Source organism: Grimontia hollisae CIP 101886 (assembly GCF_000176515.1).
Lineage (GTDB): Bacteria > Pseudomonadota > Gammaproteobacteria > Enterobacterales > Vibrionaceae > Enterovibrio > Enterovibrio hollisae.
Window position 1 is genome coordinate 850,272 of sequence record NZ_ADAQ01000013.1, and the last position, 19,686, is coordinate 869,957.

The window sequence follows — 19,686 nt, forward strand, 5'->3', positions numbered from 1 at the left end:
TACCTTGTAATTATTTGTATAAATCTGAGAAATAGGCTTTAGTATTTCCATGTACCTTTGTACTATCTAACAGATCGTCAATATTCCACCATTTATATTTATTGTGCTGGTCTTGCGGAAGTTCAGACAATGATAACTCTGTGCTTAATTCATACCCTAAAACGACATAATGCGTGGAAAATTTCTCACCACTAAAGTTATCGTCATAAAGATGCTGATAAGGACCAATAAACTTAGCGTTTTCTATGTGAATTGGTTTACCTAGTTCTATACATGTAAGACGTAAAAATGCTTCGTCAAATGTTTCGTCTTTGCAAATACGCCCACCAGGGACAAACCAATAGCCCTGAGCAGGGCGATTGCTTCGAAGTCCAAGTAAAACCTGATTGATGCTATTGCGCACAATAAGATCAATCGATACTAATGGGGTAGATGCAACGACCGTTTTGAAGGTATCAATATCTAATCGTTGCGTCATGGTTATCAGTTTTTAATTGCGGAAGGTGTGTTGATTGTCGAGAAACCATTGATAGGTCTTGGACAGACCAGTTTCTAGATCAACCGAATATCTCCAACCCAGATCAGCCAAGCGTGATACATCCATGAGTTTTCGTGGCGTACCATCCGGTTTAGTCGCATCAAAGAAAATAGTGCCTTTAAACCCTACCACCTTCGCCATCGTTTCGGCCATTTCCCGGATTGTACAATCGACACCAGTACCAACGTTGATGTGAGATAGCATCGGCTGAGTGCATGCTTTATATGTGTTGTCTGGCAGTTCCATCACATGGATACTGGCAGCAGCCATATCATCAACATACAAAAATTCTCGCATAGGTGTGCCTGTTCCCCAAACAATAACCTCTCGGTCATTGTTTAGTTTGGCTTCGTGAAAACGGCGCATTAGTGCGGGGATGACATGCGAATTTTCCGGATGGAAGTTATCGTTAATACCGTATAAATTGGTCGGCATGACACTGCGATAATTACGACCATATTGACGGTTGTATGATTCACAAAGCTTAATACCTGCGATCTTTGCAACCGCATAAGGCTCATTTGTTGATTCAAGCACCCCAGTCAACAAAGATGACTCGATCATAGGTTGTTCTGCAAACTTTGGATATATACAAGACGAACCCAAGAACAACAAATTTTGGACACTATGACGATGAGCAGAATGAATAATATTGCATTCTATCATCAAATTTTCATAGATGAATTCAGCGGGAAGAGTATTATTGGCATGTATACCACCCACCTTTGCAGCAGCTAGATACACTTCTTCAATCGCGTTATTAGCGAAAAATTCATCAACGTCTGATTGGTTGAGTAAGTCCAACTCAGCTCTATCTCGAACGACCAACTCTACATCATCACGTTCTGACAATTGACGTACAATTGCAGAACCCACCATTCCTTTGTGACCTGCTACAAATACTCTTTTCTTTTCCAATGCCTCTCTCCCTTAATTCTCAAGAGAAATTGCGACGTCAAAGCCATGCTCTTTCAGCAGGACGTGCTGCTTAGCTTTGTCAATGTCGGCAGCTACCATCTCTGCACACATCTCTTCAACCGTAATTTCAGGAACCCATCCAAGTTTTGCTTTTGCTTTTGATGGGTCACCAAGAAGCGTTTCTACTTCTGCCGGACGGAAAAACTTAGGACTAACGCGGACAATAACGTCACCAACTTTTACAGCAGGTGCCTTATCATTATCGACATCAACAACTGTCGCGACCTCGCCAACACCTTCACCAGAAAACTCGAGTGTAATCCCTGCTTCCTTAGCTGACATGCGGACAAACTCGCGCACCGAAATCTGCTTACCCGTTGCAATAACAAAATCTTCTGCAACTTCTTGCTGCAGCATCATCCACTGCATACGTACATAGTCTTTCGCGTGTCCCCAGTCACGAAGCGCATCCATGTTACCCAAGTAAAGGCATGACTCCAGACCTTGAGATATGTTTGCAATAGCTCGAGTGATCTTACGCGTTACAAAGGTTTCACCACGGCGAGGAGATTCGTGATTAAATAGAATGCCGTTACAAGCGTATATTCCATATGATTCCCGGTAATTCACTGTAATCCAGTAAGCATACATCTTAGCAACTGCATATGGTGACCGCGGATAAAAAGGTGTTGTTTCACTCTGAGGGATCTCACGCACTTCACCATATAATTCTGATGTAGAAGCCTGATAAAAACGGGTTTTCTTTTCTAGCCCATTAATTCGGATTGCTTCCAAAAGGCGGATAGTACCTAGCGCATCTACATCCGCAGCATATTCAGGGGACTCGAAAGAAACAGCGACGTGGGACATAGCCCCTAAATTATATATCTCGTCTGGTTGAATTTCTTTAACCAACCTGATTAGATTTGAAGAATCCGTCAAATCTCCATAATGTAACCTCAAATTATCTTTGCTGTTAAAAACCGCATCAATGCGTTGAGTATTATATGAGGATGAGCGCCTGATAATACCATGAACTTCATAATTCATAGAAAGTAAAAGCTCACAAAGGTATGAACCATCCTGCCCATTAATACCTGTGATTAGCGCAACTTTTGTGTTATTATTTTTCTTCATTTTTCTTTCTTGTATACTTATATTCTAAAAATTTAATGTCTATCATGTATTCATAAATTGATCTTAGCAGACAAAATCTAAAACCAGCTTTACCATCCAAAAAACCAAACCTAAAAAAGTAAAGTAAACAGAACACTACCAGAGGCCTAAATGGCAAACGGTAAAGGATACGTTTTATAAGCCTACGTCGGTTCACTGCATCTTTAATCGATAAAGTATTAAACTCTAAGACCTCATCGTTATCATCGTTTTTTTGGATGCTTTCCATTGATGAATAACGATTATGTTTCTCAAACCACCACTCCATACCTTTTGAAAATGGATAATGTAGTAAATGCCCATTCAAATAACCTATTCCACCTTCAGTTATATATTCCTCATTTATTTCTCTTTTTATACTAACATCTGAAATCTTCATTAGACGTCCAAACCACGTTGGGTAACCACTGCTTCTTTTTATCCACCCACCAAAAAAGAAGTCTTTTCGTCTAAATCTATAAAGTGATATATCAGAACTTGGAACTGATGTTACCTTTTTGATTTCAGAAAGCAATGTATCATCAATCAATTCATCAGCATCTAACATTAACAACCAATTATACTTATAGTCTATTTCTTTCAAACCAAAGTTTCGTTGAGAAGCATAGCCTTTAAATTTGTTTTTTATCACTCTAACGTTAGTATATTGACTAGCTATGAATTCTGTGTTATCTGAACTGTAAGAATCTAAAACTACGACATCGTCACACCAAGATAAGCTGTCTAGACATTTTTTAATGTTTAATTCTTCATTGAGTGTTAGTATTAAAACTGAAACAGTCATAAAAACAGCTCTCTAAGTCGAATATCAATAACACTTTCCGAAAAATTATTTTCAAATAAATATTTTGCATTTTTTGATACAGTTTCCGTAGTTTTTGTATCATCTAGTGCCATTTTCATAGTGTTAAACAAAGAGTCAACATCATTATCAGTAATAAAAGCAGCGGAATATTCAGATAAAAGAGTAGAGAGCCCAACATGCCTCGACACAATAGAAGGCATAGAGAATCTTGCTGCTTCGATGATCACCATTCCAAAATTTTCAGAGTGTGACGGAACAACCAAAATATAGTCATCCTTATAAAAAGCCTCTAACTCTTCCCGTGCCAGACATCCATGCCAACTGATTTTGTTCCTCGTTGAATCGCCAACCTTAGAAATAAGGTCTTTAAATGAAATCCCTTCTTCTGGACCAATAAGTTCGAGCACTAGTTCTGGGTATAAAAAATTAATTTTTTCAAAAGCTTGCACAAGAGAGTCTACGGCCTTTATATAGTTTAGTCTTCCAACGAAAAGAAAGCCTTTAGGACGAACAAATGGGCTCTTTTTTTCATAATAAATCGGGCAGTCCTCAACCGGAAAAGGAAGCAATTTGAATCTATTGCAAATATTTGGGAGTAAAAATCTAATACCTTCCATTTCATCTTTAGTAGCAACTTGAATATACTTTGCCTTAATGATGCTTTTCTTTACAATTAACTTTAAAATTAAGTGCTTAACGATCTCGTGTTTCAAGATAAATTTCTCTGGGTGCAAAGATCCATGAGGGAATATTGTATATTCCACACCTCTTGCTCTGCACATCATAGGAGCCAAAAGTACAGGAATGTTCCAGATCCCAGAAATCAGAACATGGTCAGTACCCTTAAGTTTAAAAAACAAATCTAACAAAAGTTTAAAACTTAGAGAGTAGTTTCTCCCAATGCTATACTCATAATAAGTGACCGGTATATTTTCTAGTAAATGAGTGCATGTTTGGGATATTTTATTTTCCAAACCTGCATTGGTAGTCATAACTTCTAATTCAGTGAATTTTGAAATCAGCTTATCTATACCAAAATCAGCGGTGACAGCACCTCCCATTTCTAGTGCTGGGAAGTAAGAAGAAGATACCCTTATAAACTTTTTCCTCCTCAGCAAGCGCTGAGCCAAAGAGTCCTTCTTTACATACGACAGATATATCAATGAATACATCACTTGTTGATAAGATATTTCTTTATTCTGAAAATGAATTTTCAGACATTCTAAACTTATAGTGTTATTTTTTATTCTATTGCAATTATAACCTAACCAAGAAGAAACCTGATCAACATAGAATGGAGAAAAATCAGAGCAAAACTCCCAATCTATTAAAATGGGCTTGCCTACTTTTGATACAAAAAAATTTTCTGAACCTATATCATTGTGATTCCGACTAGTTATGACATTTTCTGTAAATTCAATATTGATTTCAGAAAGATTCTCATTTATTGTTTTAAAGAAATCTTCTTTGCTAATTATGCTGCTAGATTCAAACTTAATATCTTCTAATACTTTCTCCATGTTTGGATAAGTAAAGATATCACACTTGAAATAATCAGAGCTGATAGGCTGCACAGATAAACTTATAAATAGTTCATTTTCCAACAACAAATGAACATCTGGGACTTCAAAATTAATAGATTTCTGACCAGAGAAAAAATAGAGCCAATGAGCCTCGTTTCTTATTCTATCTCTATAGTTTTCAAAGCTAAGTTTAGTGAAGCTAAGACAGTTTCCTTTATGATCGTAAAACTTTATATAGTATCGTTCCCTTGATGATTCTGAATTAGACCAAAGAACAGAAAACAGCTCAATATTGAAATATTTCTCTAACCTATCTTTAATTATGGAAACTGCAAGTTCAGTTTTATCATCTAAATGTCTACCAATTGATAGCATTGAACAAAAATAACAAACAATCTTAAAAATAGCTCTTTTTAAGGTATTAGAACTAAACCCATTAATAGTTCTACTTATGGACTTTTTATTAGTTTTTTTTTGCCAAGCGAAAACGACCTTGTCTTTATATCTTATTGAAAGCATTTTTACAAAACTTATTAAGTTAGAATTCTTAGGATTTGGATGTATGTTGCATCAATACCTTTTGATGCATCAACTTCAATTATATTAAAACGATTTTTTAACTTAATAATTTCTTCATTCTGTCTTTGTATTTCCTCAAGAGATAGTTCAGGCTTTCTATTGTATATATCAATAGGGTTTTGATGCAGAAAAAAAACAAAACTTGGCTTTGGGATCAAACAATGAAAAACTATCGGCATCCACTTTGGAAGATTAATATGTTGTCTCTGATAAAAGTAATCATAATAATATCTAGTGAATATTATATTTTTCCTTTTACCATGAAAATGACCAAGGATGTAATCCAAAAGATACCACATAAACAAAATCACCTCCTTAAATAAAGAGTTTGGTCTATGTTTCATACCTGCCATGTATTCTCCTTCTTTATGTTCATATTTATTTATATAGTCTTTACCACAAATTCGGCACATGGCTTTATTGATAAACTTTGCTTGAGGAATAATACCAAAATTTTTAGACCTAATCTCATCATAGCAAGCTTTATTACTGATAATCTTTTCAGCGATTGTAGTTTTCCCACAACCATCAGGGCCTATTAAAACGATCACTTTTTTCTCCAATTATAAAAGGGAAGGATATTGCAGTAAACAATAATGGGTATAACCACCCTGGATTAAAATCTCTTACTGACTGAGCTAAGTAGTATGACAACATAGTCAACATAATAATTTTGAATGTGGACACGTAATTGTTTTTTCTTATCCCGCTATCACAGAACTCCGATAGAAAGCCAAATAATATACCTATAAAAAAAACTCCTGGAATACCGTAAAGCATAAAATATCTACCTATAGCAGTAGGTGTAATATTAGACCCTTTATATAATCCTGCATCTCCCAAACGTAACTTATTATAAAATGCGAATGATGGGTCTAAGTACTTACCTTCATAGTAAAATCTTGGTATAGGATTAGTGACAAATTTGAGCGTAGTCTCTATCGGAGCTATAATTGTGCAAGTAATGGTTGACTTACATGCTAGAGGAAATTCATCTTTATTGGAAAGTATAAACGCTAGCTCTCTATTTAAATTGAAACCTTTTAATTCAAACTTAATATCTTCGGAATTTAACACTCCCTGGTCACGAATACTAACCATTGAGAATATTAATAGTAATGAAGCTAATGAAAATACAATAACTTTTACTTTTTCTTTTATTCTAAAAGATGTATATGATATATAGAGAAACAAAGATGGAACAATAATAAACCCGACTCTAGTGCGCCCTCCTCCGCTTGCAATAATCAGAGTTGATAGCAAGAGTATTAAAATAAGTAATATCTTCCCCAAGTTACTCTCATAACATTTAGCACATAATAGATATGCAGAAATAACTCCCGTAGCGATTAGAAAGTTACTAAGAATAGATAGGAAATTGGTATTAGCTACCGCTTGAATATCAAATTGAGAAAAGCCATCTTCTCTACCGCTTAGTAGCAATATTATCATGCCATTAAGCCCATTTTTCAGATATGGATAGAGTCCTAAAGCAAAAATAAACAGTAACGCAAGATATCCAAACCTTTTTAAATCAGTGTTACTTCTTATTGACTTAGTCTGTGACGTTACACCTAGTAAGCTAACTCTATTATAACGCAACGATGAAAAAAACAATCCTAAGTAATAAGATCCCATAAACAAATTTACAACATGAAAATATTCATACTTTAGGTAAACACTTGGCAATGATTGTTCAAACCACGTGGGCATGATTTCATATTTAAAAAGGTAAATAAAGGGTTCAACAATAATGAACAAGATAAAGAAAATTAAGAACAATATCTTTGCGATATCTTTGTTATGCAATGACTGTATTAACGATAATACTATGGGTAGTGCAATTATATATAATGTTGCATCACCTCCCAGCTTCAAGGCTACCATGATCGAAAGAAAAAAGTATAAGCTGCTGAGGGCGATATAAAAGCAAGAATTTATAAACATATCATCTATATTCTAAAATACTTTTGTACATTGCATGATACTTTTCAACCAGTCTATCCCAGCAAAATTCACTCTGTACTAACTCATATGCGTTATTTATCATTTTTTTTGATTCGTTTCCGGTTGAGATACTGAGGGCTTCTGTCATTTTATCTGCAATATGTACTGCTGTTGGCTCACACATAAGAAATGCTTTATGTTGAGAGTAATATGATATGTTTGAGGTTCTCGACAGTACACATATTTTCCCTTTAGATAGTGCTTCCAATATGGAAATAGAAGAACCTTCAGACTTAGAAACATGAGTATATATATCTATTTTCTCTTGGAAAGACTCTAGATCTTTACCATATTTAGGACCTATTAATTTTACTTTATCTTCAATTTTTAAGGATGAAATTAATTTATTTACCAACTTACCATACGTTCCATCATAACCTCCTATAAGATATAACTTTAACTCATATTCTGATTCTAATGAAACCATATGGAATGCTTTCACTAGTTCAAGTATGTTTTTCTCTTCAGCTATTCTACCCACAAAACCAAAATTTATTTTATTTTTTATATTTTTTTTTAAGTCTATTTTTGATGGGATAAAATCAATCCCATTGCTGATTATTCTATATCTAGTATTATTGGTATACCCACTTATTTCATACAACTCTTCAGGACAAAGTGCGTGGATTGCATTGGCTCCATCTAAAAATTTTCTTTGAAGAATACTATGAAACAATCTCTTGGCAATGTAATTACTTCCTCTAACTCTATCAAAAGAAAAACCAGAGTGCGGAGATATTACATATGGTAATCTTCTATCTTTTATTTTTCTTTGTATTTCTATATTATATATGGACCACACATTATGATAATGTATGATACTTATTTTCTTATCCTCATTAATATAATTAACCAATGTGTTCACAGTCTTACAGCATGTAACTTTTATTCCTTCTCTTTCTATTTGCTCGATCTCCTTTGTGTTCTTTTTACGAACAGTTATCACCTCGATTTCAACATCATGTTTTCTTTTAATTCTAGGTAACAAAGAGAGAAGAACCTTATTAATTCCATTTGAACTAATAGGATTAAGTGACCCTAACGTTATGTGAACAATTTTCATTATTTTTATTTTATCCTTAGTGCTAGTGTCGAAATAGATGACTGAATTACTGGTGTAATTACCATTATAAATAAAATAGATGACAATAATATATCGCTCTGCATATCAAAATTGGTTAATATAACTAAAAACATTGTTGATAACAGAAAAACAAGTGAATTATACATGTATACTTTTGTTTTTCCTTTATGTCTGAGTTCTGTGTTTTTTATTCTTCCTATGGCTTGTACCAATACAATAAAAACAAGCATAGGGAATAGCTCGCCATGAGCTAAATAGTCTTCTCCCCACACCTTGCTAACAATTATCTCATACGTAAATATCGAAATAAGAGTTAATGTAATCGAAATATATAGGATACATAAGAATACACTTTTCGATATTACATTAGCTAGATTTTTATTTTTTGCTGCACTAGCAAGATGAGTCTCAATATATTGGAGAATTAGCGGTATAAAATTCGTTGCAGATCTGAATGCTAACAAAGAACCCACTATTCCAACACTGACATTAATCAAAGCCATATTAATTATCATATTATTGACACAGCTAGAAATTGCATTAACCAATAAGTAATTATACGTCTTCTCTTTTGTTGAAACCGAGTTATATCTATACTTTCTTAAATATAGGAAAAATATTATACACATTGGTAGAAAGAAAGCAATTGATATACTTTTCTCTACCAATATAAGAGCAGCTACACTTAGCCATCTAACTATCTGAATTAATATCAACTCCATTACGGATTCGCTTTTTATCAGGCTTATTTTTAAATATTCGAATCCACAATAACTTATTGTAAATATTAGCCACCTCATGACTAATTCAAATGTAACTTCTTGTTTTAAATTTGAGATGTACACTAACCAGAAAATGGGTATACACAAAACAATTAATGCAAACTTCTTTATAAAGGTAGAAGATGCTTTAAAAGAATTTATTTTTTTTTCAAATGATACTTTTGGTAAAATTATCCATTGTAAGAATATAGTATATACTAACTGAACTCCAGTATACATATATGCAAAATTGCCAAAGCTTTCTATTCCAAAATATTTTGAACTGAATAAAAAAAATAAAAATGTTCCTCCACTACTTAAGAACTGTTCGACTATCCCTAATAATCTTAAATTCTTAGTTATTTTGAGCATAAATTTCTGACTTTGTTTTTTAAAATCACTTGAACTCGAATGAAATTGGAAGTAAATCGACTTAAGTTAAAATCCCCACTTTTTATTTTCCTTTCCAAATAAAAAGTGGCAATACTTGGCATTATTTTATTTAGATCACTTCTAAACCTGCCTATATTTTTGCTTTCTAAAAGAACCTCATACATACATGTATATTTTTTATTGATAAACCCACCATATAAGAAAGAGTGGTGAAATGTTACATATGCAGATTCATATTCTTGACCTTTCCAAATGGGCCACTCATGTAGTGTAGCATTGTTGATTAATTCATATGTATCAAAAAACTTAACACCTTTCCAACAAAGTTTAAAATTTAGATCCAACTCTAGCCTAAAATTATCATTATGAATTGTAGTCTTGTAGCAATAATCTAGTTTACGATCAATCAATAACTTCAATCCAAGTTCATTACATACTGCTTCAAGTGATTCAATCCAGATATTTATATCGCTTTCATTTACAATGATATCAATATCGTTACCTGATAGTTCAAATGGTAGTTTGTCATAATTTCTTATCATGACAATTTTCAATCCATTACTATTTATTTTGTTGCCCAATATGTTGAGGAATTCCCTAAGGTCAATATTCATAATTAGTCAATACCATCAAAATCTTGTTTTTTCACGTTCACATTAATCAAGTTATTTTAAAAATGAATAATCAGGTTTTCACCTTTAAGTGGCGTTGTTTCCTAAATCGTTGAACTAATCATCGTCGCCAAGATCAGATCATTCGAACCTCAAAACGAGTGACAGATGATGGCAAAGCCAATTACAAAATCAGCAACTGGAAGCAATACAATCAGGAATTAATTAGATTGACGTAAGACAGAAGCGTATAGAAATGAGACAAAACGCTAAGGTATATACCCATTCAACTTGAAGATGCAGGATTGAGCACTTGAAAGTTATCATTAATACGAGACGCTAAAGAGCCTGCGATTTCTGGAAGGATCACAGTGAAAAATCGGCCAATGGCAGCTTCAAAATCCCGTTTACTTTTGAAGTAGACATTGTTCCTTACCTGCTCGTTCATCACTTTCCAAAGCCGTTCTATCGGATTGAGGTTGGGACTGTAGGGCGGTAAATAGTGAAGCTCGATATTCAGCACAAAGGCGGCGTCTCTTACTAAGTCGCTTCGGTGATACCCTGCACCATCCAGAATGAGGTGGAGCTTATGCGTCAGTGGGTAGCTTTCTCTCAGCTTGCACAAAAACCTAACGATGTTTTCGCTGTTGATGCTCTCGTCATTATCGATAACAGTGCGGCCAATCTCAGAGAGATTTAATGCCCCCACAATGTTGAGGCGACTGCGGCTTCCCGTGGTTTCAATCGCTTTGTCCTGCCCAGTACGTATCCAGCCATGAGAGAGTTTGGTGGCTTGAGTAGGATGAACCGCATCCATGAACAGGATAGTTTCCTCTTTGCCGCAGCTGGACTTAAGTGCCTTGTAGGCATCGACAAATTCTTGCTGTTTAGCCTCATCAAACCTGTGAGGGACACCTTTAGGCTTTTTATAGCTAAAACCGTGGTGATGCAGCCACTTGTTCATGCCAGCGACGGTATAGCAGACGCCGAATTGCGCCAGAACATAGGCAACAATCTGGTGAGTATGGTGATAGGTCACCTCTGTTAAGTGCTCGATGAGCGCCATCGTCTGTGAAGCCGATAAGCGACTGCTGGACCCACCATTTTCAGGTTTGAGTTTCTCGGACTGCGCGTAATCGTGAAGGTGACGGAGAACGGTTGTTTCATGAATGCGCAAGGCTTGGGAAATCATGGCAGTACTCCAACCTTCAGAAGCAAGCAGTACCGCTTTAATGCGGTCACGCACTCGACCATTATGCGTTTTATCGTGCTGGTTTTCGAGTTCATGTTTTTGCTTGTAGGTCAGAGTTACTTTCATGGGGCGTAGCATGATCCTCATACCAATGAAAATCAAGCATCTTCAATGATCACGGGTATAGGCGCCATTTTTATTTATAACTGTAATTGTAATACCCGTAATTTCCGCCATAGGCATTGCTGGCTTTTCGCTCGACTGCATTCAGAATAAAGCCTTTGACTTCAATGCCTGCTTTGGCAAAACGCTCGTTGGCGACGTCAATTTCTTTCACCGGGTTTTTACCAAAGCGGCCGACCATTAGCGTGGTGCCTGCGTGTGCACCGATAATAGAAGGGTCAGTCACAGCTAACACCGGCGGGGTATCAATAATCACCAGATCATAATGTTCTGATGCCCACTCGGTGAATGCTTTAAAACGCGGATGCATTAGAAGCTCTGCCGGGTTAGGGGGGATTTTACCGCGGGTGATCACATCCAGGTTGTCTACACCACTGGATTTAACAACCGCTTGGATTTCCGCCTGTCCGGACAGCATATCTGAAAGGCCGTTATCCCATTTCAAGCCGAAGTGGCGCTGCATGTAGCCTTTACGCATGTCGGCATCCACCAGCAGTACCTTTTGTCCTGTTTTGGCAATCACGGCCGCAAGGTTGGCGGAAACAAACGATTTACCAATGCCTGGGCTTGGGCCTGAAATCATCAGGATGTTATTTCTGGCTTCCATCATGGCAAAGTGCAGGCTGGTTCGCAGGCTTCGCAGTGCTTCAATGGACAGATCCGCAGGGTTGACTTCTGCCAGCAGCGCCTCTTTTGCTGCAAGACCCTGCTGTTTTTTGATTTTCTTTTCAATCTCCTGCTGCCCATCAGAAAGTGGCAGGCTGGCATATACTGGCAGGCCAATGGCTTCGATGTCATCTGGGTTTTCAACGCCTCGGTTAAAGGCCACTTTTAGCAGGGCAATGCCCACGCCCAGCATGCCACCCAACAAGGTGGCTAATACCGCAATCAGCGGTTTTTTCGGTTTGACGGCGCGTGTGTAAGAAGCCGCTTCATCCAGAATGCGCACGTTGCCCACCGTGCTGGCTTTAACAATTTTCAGTTCCTGCACTTTATTCAGAAGCTGCACGTAAATTTGCTGGTTAACTTCTACATCTCGGGTTAAACGCAGCACTTCACGCTGGGTTTTTGGCAGTTTCTGGGTTTGTTTTATGATCCGCTCCCTTTCTTGCAGCAGCGTTTGTCTTTTATCCAGCAGCGCGGAATACACAGGGTGTTCTTGAGTGAAGCGCTGGCTGATTTCGCTTTCTTTAAAGGTCAGCTCATTTAATTGCTCTTCGAGTTTAACCATCACATCCAGTGTTGCTTTTGCTTCCAGACTTAAATCGACCGATTCATTTTTCTGGCGGAAAGCGTTCAGCTTGTCTTCTGCGGCGGTGAGCTTAAATTTGATGTCTGGCAGGCTTTTGTTTAGAAATTCCAGACTTTTCTCTGCTTCCGCCGCATTACGTGCCACGTTTTGCAGGAAGTAGTTGGTGGCAATATCGTCAAGCAAGGCTTCAATCAGGGCGCGATCTTCCCCTTCAAAGGAAAGCTGCAGCACACCGCTTTGCTTGCCGCGTTCGCTCACGCCCAGATTTTCCTGCAACCATTGAATGGCATCTAACAGGCTGCGCTTGGTTACCGAAAAGCTGTCATCGTCTTCCGCTTTCAGGCTACGCACCATTATACTGAATCCGTTCTGTTGGGCGGGCTCGCCGACGTTACCCACCAGCACTTCACGACCATCGCTGTTTTCCAGTCGGTATGTACCCCGCTCAGCGTCGGTAACAATTAAACGAAACGCGGTTTCTTCTTCATGCTCTGGCAATTCAAAACGGGCAATATCAATGCGTTTTTCGCTGTCTGTCAGGCGGGCAATGCCTTTCCCTATCACCGGGAAGTAGTCAGGCTGTGCAACTGTCGTCAGGTTAAATTTGTCAACGGTTTTACCCAGCACCATCCGGGATTTGATGATTTCAATTTCCGTGGTGGATGATGATTCACTGGCAAACAGCTCGCCCATTTCACCCAGCGCGGGTAAACCACTGCTTTTTTGTTCTACCTGGATCAGCGCATCGGCTTTGTAAATGGGGGTTGCCAACAGTGCATAGGCCACGCCAAACACGGCAAACAGGGCTGTTACGGAAATAATCATCCAACGGGCATCAATCAGAATGCCAAACAGCTTGCCCAGATCGATTTCGTCAGAATCTGTCGTTCGGGCTTGGGAAATGTGTGATGTAGTCATAAATGCCAGTTAAAATTGTTGATTATAGCGATATTGGGCTCGGGGTAGAGCGAAAAAAAGGGACTAGGAAAAGCCGGTCCTGGGCCCTGGGTAGAGCTAAAAGCGAAACTGGGAAAAGCCGGTCCTGGGTCCTCGGTAGAGCTAAAAGCGAAACTGGGAAAACCGGTCCTGGGTCCTCGGTGGAGCTAAAAGCGGAACTAGGAAAAACCGATTCTGGATCCTAGGTAGAGCTAGAAGCGGAGCTAGGAAAATCCGGTCCTGGGTCCTAGGTAGAGCTAAAAGCGGAACTAGGAAAAACTGGTCCTGGGTCCTAGGTAGAGCTAAAAGCGGAGCTAGGAAAATCCGGTCCTGGGTCCTAGGTAGAGCTAGAAGCGAAACTAGGAAAAACTGGTCCTGGGTCCTCGGTAGAGCTAGAAGCGGAACTGGGAAAATCCGGTCCTGGGCCCTAGGTAGAGCTAAAAGCGGGAGCTAGGAAAAGCCGGTCCGAAAACAATCCTAGGTCCGTTCTTATATTTCTCGTTTTGCCCTTAACGTCCTTTACAGCTTTTTCGCCCAGGCTTTTGCGGCTTCGTCCAGTAGTGTCCAGGCGAAGTCGAAGGCTTCTCGGCTTTGTTTGTGTGGATCGGGGATCTCTTTTTGTCCTATCCATTGACCGAATAGCATGGTTTTCCCTCTTGCCGCGGGCGCAATGTTGCACACCGCGTCGATATGGCCTTTTTCCATTACCAGGATCAAGTCATATTCTCGGGCCATGGCTTCGGTGAGTTGTGTTGAGGCGTGTCCTTCCAGGCTGATACCGTGCTCAGCCGCCACTTGCGTAGCCATGCTGTCAGCCGGTCTTCCTGTCAGTTTACTTTTTTCAACGGCAATGCCCGCGGAATCAATCTGTTTCCCGGGCAGCAAGCTTTTTAGAAGGTATTCGCCTGTAGGGGAACGGCAGATGTTGCCAACACAGACGACAAGGATTTTGTTGAACATAGAATTTAAAGCCAATTGTGGGTCCTGGGTCCTGGGTCCTGGGTCCTGGGTCCTGGGTCCTGGGTCCTGGGTCCTGGGTCCTGGGTCCTGGGTCCTGGGTCCTGGGTCCTGGGTCCTGGGTCCTGGGTCCTGGGTCCTGGGTCCTGGGTCCTGGGTCCTGGGTCCTGGGTCCTGGGTCCTGGGTCCTGGGTCCTGGGTCCTGGGTCCTGGGTCCTGGGTCCTGGGTCCTGGGTCCTGGGTCCTGGGTCCTGGGTCCTGGGTCCTGGGTCCTGGGTCCTGGGTCCTGCAGGATTTTGTTTAGATTATTTTGTTGTCAATACAATAGCTAGCATCTGCTTCTTTCACATTGCCAGCTCGATACTTTATTAGCGAAGCGATCATCTTGCTTACAGATTTCGCTTTGCCCAACAGACTGTTAGATATCGCTTTATCCAAGTAACCGAAGTCTCTGGCAAGTAACAGCTGAGTATAGAGTTCACCACAAGAACCTTTAGCGATGTACAAAAACCTCACCGATTCTTTTATGGTTTCCCGCTCTTCGCCTTCTGCGATATTTGACGGAACCGATACTGCAGAGCGACGAATCTGGTCTTTGAGTGAATAGTCCTTACAATTCCCTATCGCTTTATATGCTTGAGAAGCAAGTGCAAAAGCTTCTTGCCACACTCTCAGCTTTTCGTATTCCATACGTCCACTCTTTACTTTCCCAGATCCCGCTCTTCATACACTTCCCAGAACCCAGGTCCATTCTTCCCCAAGTCCCGCTCTTAATGCATTTCCCAGGACCCAGGTCCATTCTTCCCCAGATCCCGCTCTTCATACACTTCCCAGGACCCAGGTCCATTCTTCCCCAGGTCCCGCTCTTAATGCATTTCCCAGGACCCAGGGCCGTTCTTCCCCAGGTCCCGCTCTTAATGCATTTCCCAGAACCCAGGTCCGCTCTCCCCCAGGTCCCGCTCTTAATGCACTTCCGAGAACCCAGGTCCATTCTCCCCAGGTCCCGCTCTTCATACACTTCCCAGGACCCAGGTCCGCTCTTCCCTAGGTCCCGCTCTTAAACCCTAAGGCCACGTCTTCACCCTTAATGCACCTTCGGTCAGTTCATTAAAGCCGGTGATGGTTGGCAACAGCTGACGGATCACACGGTTCCAACGGGTGATAGGTGCGGCGGTGACATAAACAATGTCGTAAGGTTGCAGCTCAAACTCCGTGCCAAGAACCAGTGCAGAGGCGTCTTTGATATCAAGCTGGTAGATGCTCGCAATCTTCTGCGCCTGCTCTTCCTGTTCCTTCTGCACTTCTTGCTCTTTCCGCTTTTCAGCACGGATCACAAACACGCCTGTGGCATCGGCTTCGAGCTCATTGATACCGCCGACTTCACTAAGGGCTTCTGTCAAACTCATGCCGGCGCGATCAATTTTGAGCAGTTTGGGTTCGTTCACTTCGCCCATCACGAACACTTTTTGGGTGTCATTTCTTGGCACGTGAACAATGTCCCCCGGTTGCAGCAAGCGGTTTTGGGTTAAATCGCCGCGTTGCATCAGGGCATACAGCGAGACGGTTTGCTCCTCGCCATTTCGTGTCAGGCTAACATTTCGCCAGTCTGCATTTTCTGCCAAACCACCGGCATTGTTGATGGCGTCCAAAAGGGTTAACGGAATATTGGTGATCGCCTGTTTGCCGGGTTTATTGACTTCCCCGGTGATGTAGGTTTTCTGCGAGCGAAATGCTGCGATATTGACATCGACTTGCGGGGTTTCAATAAAACGCGCCAACCGCTGGGCAATATCATCACGGATTTCGGTGACGGTCTTCCCTTCTACTTTTACCGTACCGATGTAGGGGTAAAAGATGGTGCCGTCAGCGTGTACCCAGTTTCCGGATTCACTGGAGCTTCGATACGAACCAGCTGGAATAGTCAACTCTGGGTGATCCCAAATGGTCACGTTCAGGATATCCCCCGGGCCCACGCGGTATTCGTAACGGGTGAGCGCCGCATCCAGCTCCGGATTGGATTGGGCTGCTGCTTCGCTTTGTTTGAACGAAGAAATCGTGGATGGCTCCAGCCGGTGAACTGTCACCCACTGGTCGATGCCCTTATCCTCTTCTGGTACGTCGGCATGCGGCTTGCCACTCACGGACAAATGGCTTCCCGGCATCGCACATCCCGTCAAAGAAGTGGCCACTAATGCGCTTATTAATACTTTGCTTATCTTCATTAATCTAACAGTTTCCTCTCGCGTATCGTGCGCTTTGGACACGCTACCGCCCTTAGGTGTCGTTCCTAATCTACGCGGGAGCTCAAATTTTGGTGTGATGTTTAGACTGTGTGCCCATTATCTGTAGATAAATCGAACATGAAACATATGTCTCATTTTTAGGGCGCACAGAGTGTAACACTAATTGCGTATAAATTTGTACGGGTATAAACGTAAAATTTTTACAGCCCAAACGCGTGTTACAAAGCAAACAAACAAAGATTAACTAATTGTTTTTAAGTTGAATAATTTCAGATACAACGGAAGGAGCGAATGAAGATTGAGGGATTTACAATCAGGGAAAAGAAAAATAAGTGTGAATAATGTGTCAAAAATTAGGCGGACATCATCTTTAGGTACGCGCACTTTTGCCTCTTTAAGCACGTGTTGATATCAGAGGTAGTCAGCATTAGCACCTTCATTTCTCGACGCTCTTTTCTACTCAGCACAGCAACAAGGGGCAATTATGCTCCAGCGATGTCTCGTTTTCTCAAAATAGAAAATGAAATCTCATTTTTGAGTCATGTTTAGGTTTACTTACCTGTGTCAACTGTTTAGCATTTCAAGTACCTGGTTATTTTTTATAGACAGGCAATACATTTTTGATACGGAGTATCCTTATGAAAAAAACAGCGATTGCAGCCATTGCTGCAATGTTGATGTCTGTTCCTGCGCTGGCAGCAACTGAAACGACGACATCAACAACTGCGACCACATCTGGTTCAGCGGCAGGTTCTGCGACTGCAGCAACCGGTGCAGCGGCAGGTGGTGTAACGGCAACCGGTGTTGCGATTGGTGCAGCTGTCGCAGCCGCTGCCGTGGTTGCAGTTGATGCGTCAGACAACGACACAGCAACAACGACATCCGTCACTACCCAAGGCTAATTTGCCGTTGGGTTGTAATGAAACCGGACAGTGAAAGCTGTTCGGTTTTCTTGTTTTTAGATACCGCAGCCAAATTGCGGGTGACAACGTAGTATGAAGATGAAACAACCCCTCACCTTTTCAATGCTGGCGCTTGTTTTTGTCAGCCTCCTCTCTGGGTGCAGCCAAAAGTACCAAGACGTTCAAGACACGCTGTCACTGGCACTGTTTGGCTATGACGATGTTACTTTGCCACCAGAGCAGGTTATCGATCTGCCGTATGCCAGCCTGTACGCCACGGTTGAAGGCAGCGCACAGGCTTTTCTTGTGCTTGCCTATGCAGAGAACACCTTTTCCACCAACCCCGCACTTTCTGGCACTCACCGCCTGAAATGGCTTTCAGCCAACAATGAAATGCTGGTGACCGAAAGCGGACGGCTGGTAAAAACTGTGAACCTGCTTGGCGGCAACCTGACGGCCAGTTATGGCGACGAAGCCGATCCTTTGGCTCTAGGCTTGTTAAATGCCAGCACGCCCAGAACATGGGTCAGACAGGTTGACTGGCAACCAGGGAATTACAGCGGTGTAACGCTCAATGCTGTCTTTGAGCCCCGTGGCCTGCAAACCATTATGGTGAATGAAAAACCGGTGGAGGCATTGCTGTTTATCGAATCTGTCAGCGCCGCCGAGCTTGGTGTGCAGTTTGAGAACGCGTTTTGGATTTCTCCCTCAAGCGGGCGGGTGATCGCCAGTCGACAAACCCCTGCGCCAGGCTTGGCAGACATTGAAATCACAGTGCTAAAACCCTTTGCCGGTGAGGAATAACGCTATGCTCTCCTTTTCTTCTTTCGTGTCTGGTCGTTTCCTTCGCTGCGCATTACCTGCCGTGCTTTGTCTTCCCCTGATTGCGCAAGCCAGCGACAACACGCAGGTATTCGTCACGCCGTCTATCGAGGGCAAAACCGGGTTCACTCTCACCTTTGAACATCCGCCCCGCGTGTCCCAGCTGGTTTCCGAAAGCGCTGCGGTTATTCGCCCCCACCTTGCCGCCGGAGCGCATCAAAGCAATGTGATTGACTGGCAAGGGGCTGCGCTTTTCAACCATGTGCTGTCACCAGAAACGGCACAACTTCTGGACAGCGTGAAACAGGATTTAAAGACATTACGCGCTGAATGGGCAGATGATCCGACGTATGCCAATGCGGTCGATGCGTTGATTGATTATGTCGAAAACGCCACGTTCCGAGAACGTCTTCCCCTTCCGTTGGATGAAGACCATTACCTGGCTGGCAGTCACACTAATCCTCTGATAACAGGCAAGGTGACATTGATCCTGCCTTCGCGTGCTAAACAGGTATCTGTGATTGGAGCGGTTACCCAGCCACACACTTTGCCTTTCACTGCTCTTACCAGCGCACGCGAATACCTTACCCAGTCACCCACGCTAAACCGCTTTGGGATCAGCGATGTGGCGGTTATTTCCCCCAATGGTGAGTTGGCTATCCATCACACCGCCTATTGGAACGCACAGCACCAAAACGTTGCGCCAGGGGCGGTTATCTTTGTGCCTTTTCAGCGGTTGCCCTTCGGCCTTGCGTCGCTGAACGATACGCTTCCACGTCTTCTTCAACATCGGGTGATGTAGTC

General features: G+C 41.3%; 18 protein-coding genes. 3 read left to right on the forward strand and 15 right to left on the reverse strand.

The features are described from left to right. Window positions 1-10 precede the first annotated feature (10 nt). From VHA_RS16695 to VHA_RS16775, 15 genes are all read right to left on the reverse strand, one after another. Window positions 11-478 carry a GDP-mannose mannosyl hydrolase gene (locus tag VHA_RS16695; RefSeq protein ID WP_005506469.1) on the reverse strand — a complete coding sequence of 156 codons (468 nt, stop codon included), beginning with the start codon at window positions 476-478 and terminating at the stop codon, window positions 11-13. Between the two features lie 12 nt (window positions 479-490). Further along, complete coding sequence (fcl, locus tag VHA_RS16700; RefSeq protein WP_005506471.1) at window positions 491-1,456, reverse strand: GDP-L-fucose synthase; 966 nt, start codon at window positions 1,454-1,456, stop codon at window positions 491-493. Window positions 1,457-1,468: 12 nt separating this feature from the next. Continuing rightward, a complete protein-coding gene (gmd, locus tag VHA_RS16705) occupies window positions 1,469-2,593 on the reverse strand; it encodes a GDP-mannose 4,6-dehydratase (RefSeq protein ID WP_040529145.1) in 1,125 nt (374 codons plus the stop codon). Further along, the gene (locus tag VHA_RS16710) at window positions 2,580-3,416 is read right to left on the reverse strand and encodes a glycosyltransferase family 2 protein (protein WP_005506474.1); all 837 of its coding nucleotides are present in this window, start codon (window positions 3,414-3,416) and stop codon (window positions 2,580-2,582) included. The genes gmd and VHA_RS16710 overlap by 14 nt, the downstream gene beginning before the upstream one ends. Then, entirely contained in the window at window positions 3,413-5,479 is a 2,067-nt protein-coding gene (locus VHA_RS16715; RefSeq protein ID WP_005506475.1) for a glycosyltransferase, read from the reverse strand. Before VHA_RS16715 ends, VHA_RS16710 begins: the two co-directional genes overlap by 4 nt. A gap of 14 nt (window positions 5,480-5,493) precedes the next feature. Beyond that, complete coding sequence (locus VHA_RS16720) at window positions 5,494-6,090, reverse strand: nucleoside/nucleotide kinase family protein (protein ID WP_040529147.1); 597 nt, start codon at window positions 6,088-6,090, stop codon at window positions 5,494-5,496. Next, window positions 6,068-7,486, reverse strand: coding sequence for an O-antigen polymerase (locus tag VHA_RS16725; RefSeq protein ID WP_005506478.1), 1,419 nt, complete (start codon window positions 7,484-7,486; stop codon window positions 6,068-6,070). Before VHA_RS16725 ends, VHA_RS16720 begins: the two co-directional genes overlap by 23 nt. A 1-nt stretch (window position 7,487) precedes the next feature. After that, a complete protein-coding gene (locus VHA_RS16730) occupies window positions 7,488-8,609 on the reverse strand; it encodes a glycosyltransferase family 4 protein (protein WP_005506479.1) in 1,122 nt (373 codons plus the stop codon). A 5-nt stretch (window positions 8,610-8,614) separates the two neighbouring features. Further along, on the reverse strand, window positions 8,615-9,763 hold the full coding sequence (locus tag VHA_RS16735) for a polysaccharide biosynthesis protein (RefSeq protein ID WP_005506481.1): 1,149 nt from the start codon (window positions 9,761-9,763) through the stop codon (window positions 8,615-8,617). Then, window positions 9,751-10,398, reverse strand: a complete 648-nt coding sequence (locus VHA_RS16740) for a hypothetical protein (RefSeq protein WP_040529148.1) — start codon at window positions 10,396-10,398, stop codon at window positions 9,751-9,753. Before VHA_RS16740 ends, VHA_RS16735 begins: the two co-directional genes overlap by 13 nt. A gap of 283 nt (window positions 10,399-10,681) precedes the next feature. Beyond that, a complete protein-coding gene (locus tag VHA_RS16745) occupies window positions 10,682-11,713 on the reverse strand; it encodes an IS630 family transposase (RefSeq protein WP_005506484.1) in 1,032 nt (343 codons plus the stop codon). Between the two features lie 70 nt (window positions 11,714-11,783). Then, window positions 11,784-13,940, reverse strand: a complete 2,157-nt coding sequence (locus VHA_RS16750; protein ID WP_005506485.1) for a polysaccharide biosynthesis tyrosine autokinase — start codon at window positions 13,938-13,940, stop codon at window positions 11,784-11,786. Between the two features lie 537 nt (window positions 13,941-14,477). Then, window positions 14,478-14,918, reverse strand: coding sequence for an arsenate reductase/protein-tyrosine-phosphatase family protein (locus tag VHA_RS16760; protein ID WP_005506486.1), 441 nt, complete (start codon window positions 14,916-14,918; stop codon window positions 14,478-14,480). A 297-nt stretch (window positions 14,919-15,215) separates the two neighbouring features. Then, complete coding sequence (locus VHA_RS16770; RefSeq protein ID WP_040529152.1) at window positions 15,216-15,605, reverse strand: four helix bundle protein; 390 nt, start codon at window positions 15,603-15,605, stop codon at window positions 15,216-15,218. A gap of 374 nt (window positions 15,606-15,979) precedes the next feature. Continuing rightward, window positions 15,980-17,137 (reverse strand): polysaccharide export protein, encoded by a 1,158-nt coding sequence (locus VHA_RS16775; RefSeq protein WP_040529153.1) that lies wholly within the window; start codon window positions 17,135-17,137, stop codon window positions 15,980-15,982. A gap of 659 nt (window positions 17,138-17,796) precedes the next feature. On the opposite strand from VHA_RS16775, the gene VHA_RS16780 reads away from it, so the two are divergent. The 3 genes from VHA_RS16780 (at window position 17,797) to VHA_RS16790 (ending at window position 19,684) form a co-directional block, all read left to right on the forward strand. Then, complete coding sequence (locus tag VHA_RS16780; RefSeq protein ID WP_005506494.1) at window positions 17,797-18,060, forward strand: hypothetical protein; 264 nt, start codon at window positions 17,797-17,799, stop codon at window positions 18,058-18,060. A 93-nt stretch (window positions 18,061-18,153) separates the two neighbouring features. Then, complete coding sequence (locus tag VHA_RS16785) at window positions 18,154-18,864, forward strand: YjbF family lipoprotein (protein ID WP_005506495.1); 711 nt, start codon at window positions 18,154-18,156, stop codon at window positions 18,862-18,864. 4 nt (window positions 18,865-18,868) lie between these two features. Beyond that, window positions 18,869-19,684, forward strand: a complete 816-nt coding sequence (locus VHA_RS16790) for a capsule biosynthesis GfcC family protein (RefSeq protein WP_005506496.1) — start codon at window positions 18,869-18,871, stop codon at window positions 19,682-19,684. Window positions 19,685-19,686: the final 2 nt, after the last annotated feature.

Excerpts from the sequence above, each read along its gene's own strand:
- VHA_RS16695 (WP_005506469.1), bottom strand. The coding sequence starts at position 478 with ATGACGCAACGATTAGATATTGATACCTTCAAAACGGTCGTTGCATCT.
- gmd (WP_040529145.1), bottom strand. The coding sequence starts at position 2,593 with ATGAAGAAAAATAATAACACAAAAGTTGCGCTAATCACAGGTATTAAT.
- VHA_RS16710 (WP_005506474.1), bottom strand. The coding sequence starts at position 3,416 with ATGACTGTTTCAGTTTTAATACTAACACTCAATGAAGAATTAAACATT.
- VHA_RS16715 (WP_005506475.1), bottom strand. The coding sequence starts at position 5,479 with ATGCTTTCAATAAGATATAAAGACAAGGTCGTTTTCGCTTGGCAAAAA.
- VHA_RS16725 (WP_005506478.1), bottom strand. The coding sequence starts at position 7,486 with ATGTTTATAAATTCTTGCTTTTATATCGCCCTCAGCAGCTTATACTTT.
- VHA_RS16730 (WP_005506479.1), bottom strand. The coding sequence starts at position 8,609 with ATGAAAATTGTTCACATAACGTTAGGGTCACTTAATCCTATTAGTTCA.
- VHA_RS16735 (WP_005506481.1), bottom strand. The coding sequence starts at position 9,763 with ATGCTCAAAATAACTAAGAATTTAAGATTATTAGGGATAGTCGAACAG.
- VHA_RS16740 (WP_040529148.1), bottom strand. The coding sequence starts at position 10,398 with ATGAATATTGACCTTAGGGAATTCCTCAACATATTGGGCAACAAAATA.
- VHA_RS16745 (WP_005506484.1), bottom strand. The coding sequence starts at position 11,713 with ATGAAAGTAACTCTGACCTACAAGCAAAAACATGAACTCGAAAACCAG.
- VHA_RS16750 (WP_005506485.1), bottom strand. The coding sequence starts at position 13,940 with ATGACTACATCACACATTTCCCAAGCCCGAACGACAGATTCTGACGAA.
- VHA_RS16760 (WP_005506486.1), bottom strand. The coding sequence starts at position 14,918 with ATGTTCAACAAAATCCTTGTCGTCTGTGTTGGCAACATCTGCCGTTCC.
- VHA_RS16770 (WP_040529152.1), bottom strand. The coding sequence starts at position 15,605 with ATGGAATACGAAAAGCTGAGAGTGTGGCAAGAAGCTTTTGCACTTGCT.
- VHA_RS16775 (WP_040529153.1), bottom strand. The coding sequence starts at position 17,137 with ATGAAGATAAGCAAAGTATTAATAAGCGCATTAGTGGCCACTTCTTTG.
- VHA_RS16780 (WP_005506494.1), top strand. The coding sequence starts at position 17,797 with ATGAAAAAAACAGCGATTGCAGCCATTGCTGCAATGTTGATGTCTGTT.
- VHA_RS16785 (WP_005506495.1), top strand. The coding sequence starts at position 18,154 with ATGAAGATGAAACAACCCCTCACCTTTTCAATGCTGGCGCTTGTTTTT.
- VHA_RS16790 (WP_005506496.1), top strand. The coding sequence starts at position 18,869 with ATGCTCTCCTTTTCTTCTTTCGTGTCTGGTCGTTTCCTTCGCTGCGCA.